Here is a 16,885-nt window from a genome sequence, read left to right as displayed (position 1 = left end):
AGATGCGGTTGATTTTCCTATTCCTGGTAATGATGACGCATTTCGTTCTGTTGATATTGTAGTTCGTTACGTGGCTGATGCCATTAGAGAAGGGATAGAGTCATACAAAAAAGATAAAGTAGAAACTGTGCCTAAAGAGGAAGAACAGTTGAGTAGCACAGGAACTAAAATTACGCCTAAAAGAGGCATAAAAGTAATTCAAGGTGTAGTAATGAAACAAAGCACCCCCTCTCCCAAAACTAAAGTTGCGAGCTCTGTAACAAAGGAACAAGCCGTATCCACTACGCCTATTACGGCTACATCCCCTGCAATAGCTGATCCTAGACAGGACGCATCTATGCCTCTTACAGATCAGCCCCCAACAAAGGAACACGCCGTATCCATTACGCCTATTACGGTTGCAGCCCCTGCAATAGCTGATCCTGGGCAAGACGCATCTATGCCTCCTACAGATCAGCCCCCCAAAACAGAATCGTAGCAGGGAAGGGCTGGTTGAATTATTTTAGCATTTTTTTGATTGTTAATCAATCTCTATTGTATTTATACAAATTATTTTCATATGGCAATTACAGCACAAGATGTGGCTACACTGAGGAAAAGAACAGGTGCAGGAATAATGGATTGTAAAAATGCCCTTAACGCATCCGGAGGTGATTTTGAACAGGCTATTGATCTACTTAGAAAAAAAGGACAAAAAATATCTGCAGATCGTTTGGCACGTAATGCAAGTGAAGGAGCGGTTTTTGCTTGTACAAACAGTGACCATACAGAGGCATTTTTATTGGTATTGAACTGTGAAACGGATTTTGTAGCTAAAAATGCGCTTTTTTTAGAATTAGGTACATCTATCTTGGAAAGTGCAGTAGCATATAAACCTGCTTCTATAGAAGCACTACAATGTTTGCCATTGAAGAAGGAAACTGTTCAAGAAGCCGTTATAGCATCTGTTGGTACTATAGGTGAAAAAATTACTATTTCTATTTATGAAAGGTTACAAGGGGAGATAGCGGTATCTTATATACATACAGGTAATAGCTTAGGGGTATTGGTACTTTTGGAAGGTGCCCAGGGAGAAAATGTAATAGCTGCAGGAAGAGATGTGGCTATGCAAATAGCTGCCATGAATCCAGTAGCGCTGGATACGGATCAAATTGACCAATCTATAGTGGCTAGGGAAATGGCTATTATTCAAGAACAGGTAATAGGTGAAGGATATACGGTAGATAAAGCAGAGAAAATAATACAAGGTAGATTGCATAAATTTTTTAAAGAAAACACACTATTACAGCAACCATTTGTGAAAAATAATAAATTGACTGTAGCACAGTATCTTCAATCCATTGCGCCAGCTTTAACGGTTACTGCATTTAGGCGTATTAGTGTAGGTACATAGTAGCTACTCTTGCAGTATCTGTTCACTTGCGTGGCAGCCATATTGTATAGATTACAGCAAATGGCTAATAATTAATAATTGATAAAATCACCAATAATCTATAAAATATGGCTGCCACGCAGGTGAGCGAACACCTTAATAATGCTGCATAATACGGTTAGAACCCTTGCTAAGGAGACAATTATGTACAGTCTAAGCGGTATTATAGTACGCGGAGGCTCTTATCTAGTTTTACGACTACAAACGAATATACTGGTTACCAGTGAATATAGTATCATCACAGAATTTTACGGAAATTACATTTCCTTGGGTCATGTACTCTTCCTTTTATCTATGGATATGGCCTATTGTAGGTTTGTATATAAACTAGGAAGACAGCACACTTTCAATACGACTATAACAATATTATTGATTTCTAGTGTTTTACTTTCAATTTCCCTAATCATCTATACACCACAAATTGCACAAATAACTGACCACTTATCCCATATACGTTATTTCTACTACATAACTGCTATTCTTACGTTAGATACTTTGCTGGCTATACCTTATGTAAGCCTCCGTGTGGAAAAAAAAATTTTGCAATTTCTGTTGATAAAATTTTTACAAGCTTTTACTAACGTTTTTTTTTCGTTTATCTTACTCTATTTTCCTTGTTGTTTAATCTCTATAGAGCATTCGATTTATAGCTGTTTTAATATAACCATAGCATTAAATACTTTAGATGCCGTTTTTATCGCCAATTTGCTGTCTAATATCGCCACTTTAGGGTTTTTATTACCGCAGTTCAAGGGTTTTCGATTGATTTGGAATAGCAATACTGTACAAATGATGTGGGCGTATGGCTCAACCTTTTTTTTTACGACGCTATTTGCTCGGATTGGTGAAATATTGCCCAGATTACTATTTCGAAGATTGATACCCAGTAATTTTTATGCGACCTCTACTAAGGAGGAAATATTGGGCAGTTTTGGTATTTCTTCCAAACTTATGCTATTTATAACACTAGGGATTCATGCCTTTAAATATGCTGCAGAACCATTTTTTTTTGCTAATGCAGATCGCAAAAATGCCACCAAATTATATGGTCAAGTTATGTACCTGTTTATACTAGCAGCTTGCATATCTCTACTACTTTTTAGTTTAAATATAAAGTGGATTGCAAAAATCATCATTCCTAATACCTATTATCGCAATACAGTTGATACCGTACCCTACTTGGCATTTTGGCACATTGTTTTAGGCATCTATTATAACATTAGTGTTGCATTTAAGCTTAGCAATAATCCACGGTACAATACTTGGATAAATGCTTTCGGCAGCTTAGTTATTTTAGTGATGTCACTGCTATTAATTCCGATATGGGGCCATTGGGGCTGTGTCTACGCCTATATTAGTGGCGCAACTGCTATGACGCTACTGGGGTATTATATAGGTCAAAAATGCTACCCCATACAATATCATAAAAAAGCATTTTTGCTTCTTTTATTTACCTTTTTAGCGATAGGGAAAATCTCCTTATGGCCAGAAAGATTCGCTTTTTTAGGTCTAGGCTGGGCCTACCTATTCCTTAATATAACCATCCTGGTTGTCTTTTCTATAATGGGCATGGTCTGGTATAAATTTTATGAATAAAGAAGGAGGTAAGTTTTGTTCGGAAGTTCAGTTTTTCAGTGCTCTTATACTTCAAGTAATGTAAGCTTCTTATCGACATAATCGATAGATTGATACCAACAAATAGTGGTTATTAGTAAAAATATAAACAATACCCCTGAAAGGGGCTGGATACTATTGGTATGAAAAATTTCTAGCAATGCAATTTGAATCCAGGAGGAGCCTGCTTTTCCCAAACGAGAGCCTAGCAAATCTACAGCAGCTTTCCCTTTAATTTTAGTTTCTGGATCCAATGGTATGTAAGCCATTTGGGCTGTTTTATCAAAAAAAGCATATTTTACAGCTTTAGCTATTACATTTTGGATACCGCCAAAAATGGCAATGTATAGGATCAATTTAGGTTCTAGCCAATTTGTTAAATACAATACATTATTTTTAATGTAACTCATTAAAAAAAAGAGCTGCCCCATCACCCCAACCACTACTGGCGTCACACGTGCAGTTGCTTTCCAGCCAAATTTGCGCAACATACCCCCACTAAAAAAGAGAGAGAAGATTAGGGCAATAATGCCTGTCCAGAAAGTACATTCTGATACGAAACTTTGATAATCTGCGGCTTTTGGAAATAGTTCTTTGAGATAAGATTTCCAAATGCCTTCCACAATATTAATAGAAAGCCCACAGGAAACCACCATAATAGCTACGCCTACTAAATATCGAGAAGAGGCAACATGCTTTAGGCTATCCCAAAGCGATAACTGAAGTTTTGTAGACGTTTTACCTAGTCCAACGGGAATATCTCGTTTTATACTGCGATTGGCCAAGTAGTATATAAATATGATTATTAAACAAAAAAAAGTAACATATCCGATTAATACTTGCACAGTACATAAAAAATCAATATGGCTATATTTTTGAGTATAAGCTATAATCAATGGAGCTGTACTAATCAGTGCCACATCTCCGGCAGCGATTAGTAGGGCATAAAATCGTTTGGCATCTTGTATAGTACATACACTATTTACAAAACTCCAATAGAGCACCGTCAGGGCTATTTGCCCCCAAAGTTCTGCAACCACAAAAAATAATACATGAATCCAATGGCGAAATACAGCAATCCAATGGAGGTGTTTACCAGCTGTATATATACTCAATGCATCCGCTATAGTATGGGGGCTTACCTTGTTTGCATTGGGATATAAAACAAATCCATATAAAAGGATCAAGGCTAAAAAAAATAGGACGGTACCATAAAAGATGGTAGATTGCTTGTAGTGATTGTTTAACTTGGTATATAATACGAGCGCTCCTATGGAAATAGGAAAAATAATAGAACCTTTCACAATGGGAATCACTTCAGCAGCAGAATGACTGGCTGTAATAAGTGCAGTATCTTTTAGCGCGGTGAGAATGCAGTAAACAAAAGAAATAAGAAATTTTAAAAACAATAACAATACAACTTTTTTTCTTTCAGTTTTTTTTATGGGAAAAATAAATTGTAACCACCTTTTAAGATACGATAAAAAAAAGTACTGTGTCATAAGTGGTAAATAGGCCAAAAATACATTACTTTTATAAAATTAAATGCAATGTAATGAAATATATAGATATTTTTGTATGGCTACCCTACAAATTAAAATAAACACAAATATTTTTTATTGTATGCTTGCCGAGTCGTTTCTGTTTATGGCTAACATAGGTTTGTAATAGCGCATGATATGCTGCAACCCAATAGCAGATATACAGGACTTGATCTTGTCATGTAGGGTGCATATGACAAACTCAAAAAAGAAAACCATTTAAATAAATATTATATTGAATATGAATGATAAAAAATTAAAATGTATCTTAGGTGAGGACGTTCTAGTGTTACTGCAAGCACAAATTGAGGTGGAATATAATGCATCAGTCCAATATTTAGCAATGGCTTCATGGGCCGATGCGCAAAAATATATGTATGCAGCCTCCTTTTTATATAAGCAATCTGAAGAAGAAAGGCATCATATGCTTAAAATTATGCATTATGTAAATAATGCTGGCGGCCATGCATTAGCTCCCAAAACTACAACAGGAATATTGGATACTTTTTCTTCATTAAAAGAAGTTTTTCTGCAAGCATTACAAAATGAAATGCATACTACCAAAGCTATTCATACCTTAGTAGATTATTGTTTAGTGCATAAGTCGTTTGCTACCTTTGGATTTTTACAATGGTTTGTTACAGAACAGATAGAAGAAGAGGCTACAGCCAGAAGAAATTTAGACTTATTTGACCTCATTCCTCAAGAAGGCATCGGACTCTACGAAATTGATAAAGCTATTGGCTTTGCTGCAAATGGGAAATCTGTATAAGCACCCAATAATAGATTTTTGAGTTTTTGTTCTAAATATATATTTAATATTGATATACAGATATTTTACATATTAAGGTGTCTGTTCACCTGCATGGCAGCCATATTTTATATAGATTACAGAAAATGGCTAATAATTAATAATTGATGTCCATTTTTTTAAAACTACTTCTTTTAAAGCTACTTTTTTTGCTTGATCAAAAAAAGTAACGAATAATTTAGTAATTAAATAATTAATTTAAAAACATTTCTGCCACGCAAGTGAAGGATACAATATTTTCCCTCCCCTCCCCTCCTCCTTGTATAAAGGCCTGTTATTTTCCTTATATCGGAAGATGAAAATATATTTTTTGATCAATTATGTCAAAATGACATAGCTTCCTAGGTGTGCCCAATTTGGCATGGACTTTGTATTAACTTTATAATAAGTTATAAGGACTTTATATCAACTTAATAATAAATTATTAAATCCCTCTGTACTGTACATAGCGTACTGTACATAGAAAATAGAGGAAAAAATATCAATACAATTCAAACGAAATAGAAATGGGAAAAATAATTGGAATTGATTTAGGAACAACAAATTCCTGTGTAGCGGTCATGGAAGGAAATGAGCCAGTGATCATTGCGAACAACGAAGGAAAAAGAACTACGCCATCTGTAGTAGCCTTTTTAAACAATGGGCAGGGTGAGCGTAAAGTAGGCGATCCTGCTAAACGGCAGGCGATTATAAATCCGCACAATACCATAAGCTCCATTAAACGTTTTATGGGTAAAAGTTACAGTAGCGTTGCAAACGAAATCAAAGAGGTGGCTTACAAAATAGAACCCGGGAGTAACAATACCGTTCGGGTACGAATAGGTGATCGACTGTATACGCCTCAAGAAATTTCAGCTATTATCTTGCAAAAGATGAAAAGTGCTGCAGAAGATTATTTAGGTACTACTGTTACAGAAGCTGTTATTACGGTACCTGCTTATTTTAATGATGCAGAACGGCAAGCCACTAAAGAAGCAGGAGAAATAGCTGGCCTTACCGTAAAACGCATTATTAATGAACCTACTGCTGCTGCTTTAGCTTACGGCCTAGACAAGCAAAATAAAGATATAACCATTGCGGTATTTGACCTAGGAGGTGGTACTTTTGATATTTCAATTCTGGAGTTAGGTGATGGCGTTTTTGAGGTCAAATCAACTAACGGAGATATTCATCTAGGTGGAGATGATTTTGATCAAAAAATAACTGATTGGCTTGCAGATAATTTTCAAAAAGAAGAGCGTGTAGACTTAAGAAAAGATCCAACGGCTCTACAGCGTCTAAGAGAAGCAGCAGAAAAAGCAAAGATTGAGCTCTCTAGTGCAACCACTACAGAGATTAATTTGCCCTACATTACGGCTATTGATGGCGTCCCTAAACATTTAGTAAAACAATTATCTAGGGCACAATTTGAACAATTGGTTGATCCATTGGTTAAACGTACATTAGGGCCTTGTGAGCAAGCTTTAAAAGATGCTTTTGGTGATATGGCTAATCCATGTAATAAGATTAATGAAGTTATTTTAGTAGGTGGATCCACTCGTATACCAAAAATACAAGAAGAAGTAGAACGCTTTTTTGGTAAAAAACCTTCAAAAGGGGTAAATCCTGATGAAGTTGTGGCCATAGGAGCTGCGATTCAAGGTGGTGTATTAACTGGAGAAGTAAAAGATATTCTTCTGCTTGATGTAATTCCACTTTCGTTAGGTATTGAAACATTAGGGGGTGTGTTTACTAAATTAATCGAGGCAAATACTACTATTCCAACTAGAAAATCTGAAGTTTTTTCTACCGCTACAGATAATCAATCTTCAGTTATGGTACATGTGCTACAAGGCAATAGACCGATGGCAAAGCATAACCGTACCATTGGCCAGTTTCACTTATCTGATATACCAGCCGCTCCCAAAGGCGGTCCGCAAATAGAGGTCGCTTTTGATGTAGACGCTAATGGCATATTACATGTTTCTGCAAAAGATAGAGGCACTGGAAAAGAGCAGAAAATTCGCATCGAAGCTTCGTCTGGGTTAACGGAAAATGAAATCAAACGTATGAAGGAGGAAGCAGAAATAAACGCAGCTGCAGACAAAACAGAAAGGGAGCAAATAGATAAAATCAATCAAGCCGAGTCTTTAATATTTGAAATAGAGAAACAACTCAAAGAATTGGGTGATAAAATTGAGGAGGGAGATAAGAAAAATGTAGAACCTGCTTTGGCAAGCTTAAAAAAAGCGCATGCGGAAAAAGATTTTGCTACAATAGATAAGGAATTGCAATCCTTACAGAAGGTTTGGAGTGAGATAATGACGCAAGTTTATCAAAAAGCTCAGACCGCTCAAGCAACGCCAAATGCCACTACGCAAGAACAAGGAAAAACGGGCGAAGGGGAAGACAATGTGGCAGATGCTGAATTTGAAGAGGTAAAATAACTTCCCATGTTACCCGTTAAGAGGTATTTGCTCACATGCGCGTTTTGTATGGCTTGCATTATTGCAAGATTATAAAAAACGCGCCTTGAACAAAGCTGTGATTAGAAAAATTCAGTCTGAAAGGTAGTAGAAAATCAGCCTGTTTGAGCCCTAGGCTACAGGCCTGGGCGAGTTCTGATTTTCAGCTTTCAGACTGAATTTTTAACAGCTTTGTTCACCAGCGCTTGATTTTTTTTGGCTACTTTTTTTGATCAAGCAAAAAAAGTAGCTTTAAAATAAACAGTTTTTTAAAAAATGGATAAAATCATCAATAATCTATAAAATATGGCTACCACGCAAGTAAACGGACACATATTTTCTGAATAAGCCACAATTTTTGATATAACAGTTGCCTATTAAGCCTAAAATTAGTAGATTTGAATAGGGACCTATAGGTCCCTATTTTATATATATGATTATATACATTTTATGCGAAAGGCTAAGTACTACTATAACCCTGCTACTTGTAGCTATGAGAGCATAAAAACATCTATATTAGCATGTATCTTACGTGGATGTGGCTTTATAGCTTTATCGCTTGTGCTAGCTAGTGCCATAGTCAGGTACTATAAAGGTCATTTTGTCTCTCCTAAAGAAGCTGAACTACTAGCGGACAATACAAAATTAAAAACTTATTATATTGATATACAAAGAAGAATAGAAAGCAGCACAAAAATATTGAATGCGTTACAAGAACGCGAAGATACGCTCAGGGTATTATTAAATAGAAATCCGCTTTCCACTGCAGAACGTGATGCGGGTATGGGAGGCGTAGATAAATATGCCCACTTAGGCAAAGAGACGTTAATTGCCCAAACCTTGTCTAAGGTAGACCAACTCATTAGTAAGTTAAACATTCAAAAAAAATCTTACGATTACATATTAGGAGTGGCTAAAACACATGTCAGTACATTGAAATCTAAACCTACCTTCCCTCCCCTATCTAAAAAGCATTTAAAAAGAATTTCAGGATCTTTTGGTATGCGTTTGCATCCAATATTTAAAATACGTAAAATGCATGAAGGAGTTGATTTTGCTGCTCCCATGTATACGCCTATTTATGCTGCTGCTGATGGATATGTTAAATCGTTAAAAAATGATAAAAAAGGACTAGGTAATCATCTACTACTGGAGCATGGCAATGGATTTCAAACACTCTATGCTCATATGTATTCCATAACGGTTAAAGAACGCCAAAAAATAGTTAGGGGGCAGCAAATTGGCACAGTGGGTAGTTCAGGTGCTTCAACAGGTCCCCACCTGCACTATGAAATCTTCCAAAATAGGAATCGGGTGGATCCAGTTCAATATTTTGCAGCAGAATTGTCTGCAGCTGAACATGATGAAGTATGTAAACAAGCGGCAAATCAAACACAAACACTTTGCTATTAGACTTTTTAGCAAAATTAAACAACTTCCTTTCTTCATCCGCAAAGCCTTTCTATTATGGTATAGAAATTAAAGCTACTTTTTTTGCTTGATCAAAAAAAGTAGCCAAAAAAAATCAAGCGCTGGTGAAAAAACTGCTGAAAAGAAAGGAAAAAAACCGAAAATCAAATCTCGCTCCTACGGAGCTCAGACAAAATGATTTTCTTTTGATTTTTTTCCTTTCTTTTCTTTCCACAGTTTTTTCAAGGCGCATTTTTTATAATGGTGCATTTTTTATAATATTGCACTATTGCACTATTGCACTATTGCTAATTGACGAACACGGATACACATAGGCCACATAATTGAACTTGTACCTATTTCTAATTGTTTACGAATACGGATACGTATAAGCCACATGACTGAACGGATACTTCGTACCTATGATCAAACAAAAAAAGTAGCTTTAAAAGAAATATCCGTTCACTTGCGTGGCAAAAATATTTTTATCCGTTCACTCAATGGCGTCAACTTAAGGTTTAGCTGTTATTGATAACCAAGTAGAATAGGATATTTTTTTTACATTTGCTACATTGCTTCTTATTTAGCGAATAAATTCTTTTTTTATTATTTCATAAAAAAGTGTATGATACATTTTTTTATGCAAGAGTTTTTAGGGGAAAATTTTATTTCGGAAATTAAAGATAAATTGTATTCAGCCNCGGCAAATCAAACACAAACACTTTGCTATTAGACTTTTTAGCAAAATTAAACAACTTCCTTTCTTCATCCGCAAAGCCTTTCTATTATGGTATAGAAATTAAAGCTACTTTTTTTGCTTGATCAAAAAAAGTAGCCAAAAAAAATCAAGCGCTGGTGAAAAAACTGCTGAAAAGAAAGGAAAAAAACCGAAAATCAAATCTCGCTCCTACGGAGCTCAGACAAAATGATTTTCTTTTGATTTTTTTCCTTTCTTTTCTTTCCACAGTTTTTTCAAGGCGCATTTTTTATAAACTTACATTATTGCCCTATTTCTAAATACGAACGTGAAAAAATAGGCATAGGCCATTCCACTGAACGGATACCCCACTATGCGAGTACACTGAATCCCGAAGCGGAACGCAGCCAGCTTTTCAAAGACGAAGAGTAGGCTCAAACAGGCTGATTTACTACCAACTTGCAGCCTTTCTTTTCTAGTCACAGCTTTATTTTTTTTCAAGGCGCATTTTCTATAAACTTACATTATTGCGCTATTTATAAATACGAACGCGAACAAATACGCATAGGCCGCACCACTGAACTGATACGACTGATTTCCTACTAGCTTACAGCCTGTAAATTTTCTAATCCTTGTTCAAGGCGCATTTTTTATAAACTTACATTTTATTGCGCTATTGCTAGATACGAACAAAAAATTTTAAATACGCATAGGCCACACGACTGAACGGATACTTTTTTGTTTGATCAAGAAAAAAAATAACAAACAAATAATTTAGTAATTAAATAATTAAATTAAAAAATTTGCCACGCAGGCGAACGGACAATGGCGTCAACTTAAGGTTTAGCTGTTATTGATAACCAAGTAGAATAGGAGGGTAGGCTAATCATGAATTGCCTTAAGTTGACGCCATTGGGCGAACGGATACCCAAATAATTTGGATGGGACTATACAGTTATCTATATTAGGGGTTCCTAGAAATGAACCATGTCAGCAAATAGCTAAAGGGATCATAGGGCACATACGTTATATTTACATCATAATAAAATTAATATCATGGCTAAAGTAAATATTTTTTTTTTCTATCCAAATTTAATTGGCTATATACGTATTATATTAGCTCTACTCTCATGGTATTTTATGTATAAATACCCTTCTTGGTGGGCAATATTGCTCTATATTTTAAGCACTTCTATGGATATGCTTGACGGATATCTGGCTAGAATATGCAAACAAACCAGTCATTTTGGAGCTCTACTTGATCAAATTATCGATAGGTGTGCACTACTTGGACTTCTTATGCTATTTTGCTATTTATATCCTTCTTGGATACTGTTCTTTCAAATGGTTGCTATGCTGGATATTTCTTCTCATTGGCTTTATCTGCATACAGCCGCTTTAAGCGGAGCAAAAACACACAAGGCTTCCCAAAACCCCATATTGAATTATTACTATACTTCAAAACCTTTCTTTTTTATGATGTGTTTCGGAAAAGAAGCATTTTATATACTTCTCTATATAAATACTTTTTGGACAGGCCCACCGCTATTTGGGATATCTTTAATAAAATATATGGTATGTCTTTTTTTACCTATTGCATTTGTCAAAAGCTTAATAAGCATAGTGCTTTTGGTTGTTGGAGGGAAATCACTAACTAAAATATAACCCATAAATAACGTTATTATGAAAAATGATCAAGAACCTAGTGAACCATTTTGGTTACATACACCACTTAAAAAAATGACTTCTTCGCAATGGGAATCTTTATGTGATGGTTGTGGAAAATGTTGCTTACTTAAAATTCAAGAAGCAGAAACCCAAAAAATACGTACCACAAAGATTTGTTGTCGATTACTCAATACCATAAGCTGCCAATGCTCCAACTATAAGGAGCGTTTTAGCTATGTAGACGATTGTATAAAATTAAATGCGGAAAATATACAAACCATTACCTGGTTACCAAAAAGTTGTGCCTATCGTTTAGTAAACGAAAACAAAACATTACCTGATTGGCATCCATTGATTACGAAAGATCCGCAATCTACTGTTAAGAGTGGTAATTCAGTGAGAGCCTATGCCGTTCACCCAGCATTAGTAAATAAACCCGTTATAGAATATTTACTAGAAGAAGAAGTAAGTTAGTATCCGTTCAGCGGTATGGCATGCGTATTCGTGTTCGTACCCATTAGCAATAAAGAAAGCGCAATATTAGCCATTTTAAAACATGACTGCCACGCAGGTGAACGGATACAATATTATTCCTTTCCCATCAGCTGAGCTTGCTGCTGATGAGGTGGCCTATAGCTATAATCAAAATCATGTGGCATTAAGGGATAGCCATACAATTGATCAACAGATTTAGTACCATCTACCGTCTGATTAGTACCCAAATAGTTTTTGGAATACTTTTCTAAAGTATAATCTGCAGCATCTGGGAGCACACTTACGGCACTTTCTTCAATACCGTTTACGATTACATCTACCCATTTTAACCTCTTAGCCTGATCCGCATACTCCGACCAACAGCCATCCATAGCTTTTTCATATAACTTCTTGTCAAACGTTTTAAGCGATATCCCCATTTTTTTGGCTATACGCCCGCCTAGACGCTCCCAGTCCTTCCTAAGCTCATCAGACAACTCCTGTGCTTCCCTAACATTTAGTCTATATCTATAAAAAACAAGTTGCGCAACCTGATGATGCAGAATTTCTGCATTTGGAAGAGCATAAGATCTAGGTGCCAATGTAGCAATGATTGCGGCCATAGAAGCAGCCCATTGTCTCACCACTACATAAACCGGTGCCTTACTACGCTCAATGGCTTGTAAAATATTATGGCCTGCCCATGAACTACCACCTGGTGAGACACCGATGACTAAAAAAATAGGATAAACGCTATCTTTATTGTTAAAAAACTGAATTTGATCTACTATATAATTTGCTTTCCAGCACGTAATATGGCCATCTAGTTGAATGCAACGATCCGAAAGCACCAATACATTATCTTTTTTACGCAAGGGATCCTTAAGATAAACAGGCTTCCGCTCAATGCGCTTGCTTCGCTCTAATTTAGTATTTAACCCTTCCATTTCTGCTTGTAATCGATTTTTGGCCTCTTGCAGCACTTGGGTCTGTCCCCTATCTAATTGTAATTTCTTATCTAGCTCAGCTATCTGGATACTATATTGCTCCATCTGTTTGGTAAACTTAGCTTGGGCCAGTTCTGTTTCAGCAGCAAGCTTTTCTCTTTCCATTCTTAGCAACCGTATGGCTTTCTCATGTGCCTCTCGGATATCCTCTTCTTCTATTTCCTTACGTAGACGCTTATGCTCCTTTTCAAGACTAAGTTGCGCAATTTTTGCAGAAATAGCTGAAAGTTTTTTTTCTAAGATGGCACGATTAAGCGCATTTTCCTCGTCTAATGCATTTTTAAGCTTGGTTTTAGCAATGGTATCATTTGTATCACCGTCAGTAGTGCTTTTGGTGCTTTCTGCTTCTAATACATTTTTTAGCTTATTTTTAGCAGTTGTACCAATTTTAGCAGGGCTATTTTTCACCTCTTTTTTTGCCACTTTGGCTACACTTATTTCATTACTGCTTAGTAGTAGCAAAAACGACAACCCTAATCCATATTTATAATTTAGATAAAACATAATTTTAAAATTATTTATTTAGTTAGTAAATTACTTGTTTTCTACCTGTAGAAGTGACATATCCCTTCAGTTGTCCGGCTAGGATTCGAACCTAGAGTCTTCTGGACCAAAACCAGACGTGTTGCCGTTACACTACCGGACAATCAATTACTTACCTTACTTATTACTTACCGTAGACTCCGTTTACTTAGTAGATTCCGTTTACTCACCGCAGACTCTGTCTACTACTCGTAGAATACAAATATATACATTTGTATAGAAAAAAGTAAGGAAGTGCATGCTTTTTATCGTTTAGTATCCCTATCCCATATCCTTCATGCGTGTGGAATTTCCATATTGCCATTTCTCCTTTTATGATATCGCTTGCTACCCATACCACATTAAACAGAAATGGGTTCTATTGTGTTGCGCGCTATAAGAAATACATTATTGTTTTTGTTTTTGATTTTTTTACTATAAAAAGGTCAATATTTATACATATATGTTTATACTGGACCATTTCATTTGCATAAATGACCTCTTCTAGATTACCTTAACCATTGTTAGGTATTAGCAAAATATAAATATTTAATTATGGTAAACATTGATTTAGTAATTGTAGGGGTATTTTTAATCATAACGCTTGCAATTGGGTTTTATTACGGTAAAGGAATCACAACCTTTCAAGATTATGCGGTCGGCAATAGAAAAATGACTAACCTAGTCATTACCATTTCCTTAATCGCCACTATCTATGGAGGCAACATGTTAAGTTCTAGGCTCAATATATATTATGATCTAGGCTTGTATGAATTGATTATGGATTTAGTACATCCTATTGCGTTCTATTTAGCCTCCAGATTTGTAATTATAAGAATGAAGGAATTTGTAGGCCACCTTTCTATAGCTGAGTCTATGGGAAGCATGTATGGTCCAACGGTTCGAATGCTTACAGGAATATTTGGTATCATGATGACGATAACATTGTTAACCTGTCAGATCAAAATTGGGCTAAACATTACGGCTATTTTATTTCCTGAAACAGCCCTATTTTCGACTCCTTCAGCTATATTTTTAGCTACATTAGTAGTTTTTTACGCTACATTTGGAGGAGCTAGGGCGGTAGCTCTAACAGATGTTTATCAATTTCTTCTTTTTGGCCTCTGCTTTCCTATGCTCTCTTTTGTACTTTTATACTATGCCAAAGATCCAATAGCTGGATGGCAAAAACTTATGGATATGCCACAATTTAACATAGGCAAAATGCATATTTGGAACAATGGAATCATAAGCAAGGTACTTGCCTATTTTATTTTTAGTTTTGTATTTTCTTTTAATCCTGCACCTATTCAACGTTTTTATATGGCACCTTCTGTATGGAAAGCTGCAAAAGTTTTTAGCAAAAGCGCTATCATCCGAATCATTTTACCTATGCTTTTTTTAAGCGTGGCAATAGCTTTATATGTAGGTGGGCATGTGATCAAACCAAATCAAAGTGTACTCCATTACATTATAGGTCTGCCTTACTTTCCGGGTATGCGTGGTATTTTAGTAACTACTATTATAGCTTTGCTTATGTCTACCGCTGATTCCAATTTACACGCGGCTTCTGTTTTATTTGCAAATGATGTATGGCCTATGATGGGTAGTTTAACTAAACGAGTTGGTAAGCCCTCACTCCAGGTTGTGCGGGTGGCTTCTGTTGTAATAGGAATCATTAGCCTTTTTTTAGTCTTACATACAAGGAATAATGCACAATTATTTATCAAAACGGCTAGTATATATGGCCCGGTTGTTTCTATTCCTTTCCTCATGGCTTGTTTTGGTTTTAGACCCAGATCTATTACGGTCCTATGTAGTATGGGTATAAATATCATCTTAGCGATTTACCGTATATATTATACCAATCAACTTATATCATCACAGAACATTTTTAAACCACTATTTTTTAGTGCACTTATTTTATTGGTTATCCATTATATACTCCCTCAATGCCCGCATACGGGCTGGGTGGGCATTAAAGAACATAGTCCAGTGGATTTACAAAATCAAGCCACCAAACAGTGGTGGAAGGAACGCTTACAACGGCTTACCCTTCCATTTACCAAATCATATCGAAAAACACTTTTTCCTAAAAAGGGAAGCACCTTTATATTATTTGGTATCTATGTAATCATCAGCACCATTATAGCCCTTTGTTTTATACAAAAAGATTATTTCTTCCCTTATGTCTATGGATATATGTCTTCCATGGCAATAGGAACGATCTTAGTCATCTATCCCACTTTTCACTCCTATAAGAAAGAGGGCAACGCCCTTCTCCATTGGCTATGGCCTGGATTGGTAGGTATGCTACTTTTTGTAGCTAACCTACAATTTGCAAAATTGGGCCATTTTAGCCCTATGGTTTGTGCCCTATTTGTCTCTAATCTAACTTTGGGTATCGTCTTTTTGTCTTTAGAAATAAGCATGGCTATGCTAGGGATAGCCATAATAACCCATTTATGTATTCCGCCTAGCGTTCCTTTTTGGAACTGCTTCTGGGCTGGATATAACGAAATTTCTATAGAATTAATTTTTGCTATGCTGCTAATCACTGCAGCAATGGTGGGTTTGGGTACCTATAAACACTTACGGGATAAAGCTAACGCTAAACTCAAAGTTATAGAGCTTAGGGGAAATTATGAACGACGCATCGCTTTAGAAGCCATTTATAACCAAGCCAACTGGTCCAGGCTAGATATGACCCATGGTAGCAAGCTGCTGCAAGAAATGGGTGCAATGCTGCAAAAACCTTGTCACTATCTTTATACCCATGGTCAAGAACAACTGGGAGAAAATATCAATCTATTTATGCATAAACTGCAGAAATTTAGCAGCTTATTATTACAAAGAGCTAAGGAAGAACGTAGCCTAGAGTTAAATCAGAAAGCAGTAAAGCCAATAGAAATCGAACCCACTATTTTAAAAGTTTATGGGGTCATTCGAGGGTTAGGGGAGCCTATGCAATTGCTTTTGCGCAACCACACAGAAGTAACACAGCTATTAACAGATCCTTCACTTTTTGAATGTTTTTTAACCTTAAATATATGGGAGATTAGCAAATGTCCACAAGCTGCAGATCATATGGTTACGTTAACCGTTTCTGATACCACTTTACGTTACGATTATGCAATAGTTACCCAAACCGGGAAAAAAATGCTTACCTTGCCCGCCCTGGCATTTTCGATCAGTACCGATGATAGCACACAAAATATTCTACCAGCATACGATATCATGGACAAAATACCTCCTGTTTGCTTGC

Annotated in this window: 11 protein-coding genes and 1 tRNA gene; 9 read left to right on the top strand and 3 right to left on the bottom strand. The window is 36.1% G+C overall.

Annotated elements, in window-relative coordinates:
- The 3 genes from EDM02_RS05890 to EDM02_RS00620 all read left to right on the top strand — a co-directional run.
- A partial coding sequence (locus EDM02_RS05890; RefSeq protein ID WP_260214913.1) for an uS2 family ribosomal protein occupies positions 1-478 on the top strand: 478 nt, incomplete at its 5' end.
- Positions 479-559: 81 nt separating this feature from the next.
- On the top strand, positions 560-1,393 hold the full coding sequence (gene tsf, locus EDM02_RS00625; protein WP_123662250.1) for a translation elongation factor Ts: 834 nt from the start codon (positions 560-562) through the stop codon (positions 1,391-1,393).
- Between the two features lie 333 nt (positions 1,394-1,726).
- A complete protein-coding gene (locus tag EDM02_RS00620) occupies positions 1,727-3,028 on the top strand; it encodes a lipopolysaccharide biosynthesis protein (protein WP_221179578.1) in 1,302 nt (433 codons plus the stop codon).
- Positions 3,029-3,072: 44 nt separating this feature from the next.
- On the opposite strand, the gene EDM02_RS00615 is transcribed toward EDM02_RS00620, so the two are convergent.
- Complete coding sequence (locus EDM02_RS00615; protein ID WP_123662246.1) at positions 3,073-4,548, bottom strand: Npt1/Npt2 family nucleotide transporter; 1,476 nt, start codon at positions 4,546-4,548, stop codon at positions 3,073-3,075.
- 280 nt (positions 4,549-4,828) lie between these two features.
- Here EDM02_RS00615 and EDM02_RS00610 point away from each other — a divergent pair, with 280 nt between their 5' ends.
- The 5 genes from EDM02_RS00610 to EDM02_RS00590 all read left to right on the top strand — a co-directional run bounded on the left by EDM02_RS00610 (position 4,829) and on the right by EDM02_RS00590 (position 12,091).
- Positions 4,829-5,359, top strand: a complete 531-nt coding sequence (locus EDM02_RS00610; RefSeq protein ID WP_123662244.1) for a ferritin — start codon at positions 4,829-4,831, stop codon at positions 5,357-5,359.
- A gap of 545 nt (positions 5,360-5,904) precedes the next feature.
- The gene (gene dnaK, locus EDM02_RS00605; protein WP_123662242.1) at positions 5,905-7,824 is read left to right on the top strand and encodes a molecular chaperone DnaK; all 1,920 of its coding nucleotides are present in this window, start codon (positions 5,905-5,907) and stop codon (positions 7,822-7,824) included.
- 468 nt (positions 7,825-8,292) lie between these two features.
- The gene (locus tag EDM02_RS00600; RefSeq protein ID WP_123662239.1) at positions 8,293-9,255 is read left to right on the top strand and encodes a M23 family metallopeptidase; all 963 of its coding nucleotides are present in this window, start codon (positions 8,293-8,295) and stop codon (positions 9,253-9,255) included.
- A 1,750-nt stretch (positions 9,256-11,005) separates the two neighbouring features.
- On the top strand, positions 11,006-11,614 hold the full coding sequence (locus tag EDM02_RS00595; protein ID WP_123662237.1) for a CDP-alcohol phosphatidyltransferase family protein: 609 nt from the start codon (positions 11,006-11,008) through the stop codon (positions 11,612-11,614).
- A gap of 18 nt (positions 11,615-11,632) precedes the next feature.
- The gene (locus EDM02_RS00590) at positions 11,633-12,091 is read left to right on the top strand and encodes a YcgN family cysteine cluster protein (protein WP_123662236.1); all 459 of its coding nucleotides are present in this window, start codon (positions 11,633-11,635) and stop codon (positions 12,089-12,091) included.
- A 113-nt stretch (positions 12,092-12,204) separates the two neighbouring features.
- Here the strand turns inward: EDM02_RS00590 and EDM02_RS00585 are convergent, their stop codons facing one another.
- Positions 12,205-13,602 (bottom strand): ClpP family protease, encoded by a 1,398-nt coding sequence (locus EDM02_RS00585; RefSeq protein WP_123662234.1) that lies wholly within the window; start codon positions 13,600-13,602, stop codon positions 12,205-12,207.
- A gap of 70 nt (positions 13,603-13,672) precedes the next feature.
- A tRNA-Gln gene (locus EDM02_RS00580) sits at positions 13,673-13,744 on the bottom strand.
- A 431-nt stretch (positions 13,745-14,175) separates the two neighbouring features.
- Here EDM02_RS00580 and EDM02_RS00575 point away from each other — a divergent pair.
- Positions 14,176-16,885, top strand: a 2,710-nt coding sequence (locus EDM02_RS00575) for a sodium:solute symporter family protein (protein WP_148053543.1), incomplete at its 3' end; no start/stop codon positions are given.

The sequence above is a fragment of the Candidatus Cardinium hertigii genome, assembly GCF_003788695.1.
The sequence above is the reverse complement of the archived record's forward strand: the minus strand, read 5'-3'. Positions and strand labels throughout refer to the sequence as shown.

What these genes read in the sequence shown, in the direction of transcription:
- tsf (WP_123662250.1), top strand. Translation starts at nt 560, where the DNA reads ATGGCAATTACAGCACAAGATGTGGCTACACTGAGGAAAAGAACAGGT.
- EDM02_RS00620 (WP_221179578.1), top strand. Translation starts at nt 1,727, where the DNA reads ATGGATATGGCCTATTGTAGGTTTGTATATAAACTAGGAAGACAGCAC.
- EDM02_RS00615 (WP_123662246.1), bottom strand. Translation starts at nt 4,548, where the DNA reads ATGACACAGTACTTTTTTTTATCGTATCTTAAAAGGTGGTTACAATTT.
- EDM02_RS00610 (WP_123662244.1), top strand. Translation starts at nt 4,829, where the DNA reads ATGAATGATAAAAAATTAAAATGTATCTTAGGTGAGGACGTTCTAGTG.
- dnaK (WP_123662242.1), top strand. Translation starts at nt 5,905, where the DNA reads ATGGGAAAAATAATTGGAATTGATTTAGGAACAACAAATTCCTGTGTA.
- EDM02_RS00600 (WP_123662239.1), top strand. Translation starts at nt 8,293, where the DNA reads ATGCGAAAGGCTAAGTACTACTATAACCCTGCTACTTGTAGCTATGAG.
- EDM02_RS00595 (WP_123662237.1), top strand. Translation starts at nt 11,006, where the DNA reads ATGGCTAAAGTAAATATTTTTTTTTTCTATCCAAATTTAATTGGCTAT.
- EDM02_RS00590 (WP_123662236.1), top strand. Translation starts at nt 11,633, where the DNA reads ATGAAAAATGATCAAGAACCTAGTGAACCATTTTGGTTACATACACCA.
- EDM02_RS00585 (WP_123662234.1), bottom strand. Translation starts at nt 13,602, where the DNA reads ATGTTTTATCTAAATTATAAATATGGATTAGGGTTGTCGTTTTTGCTA.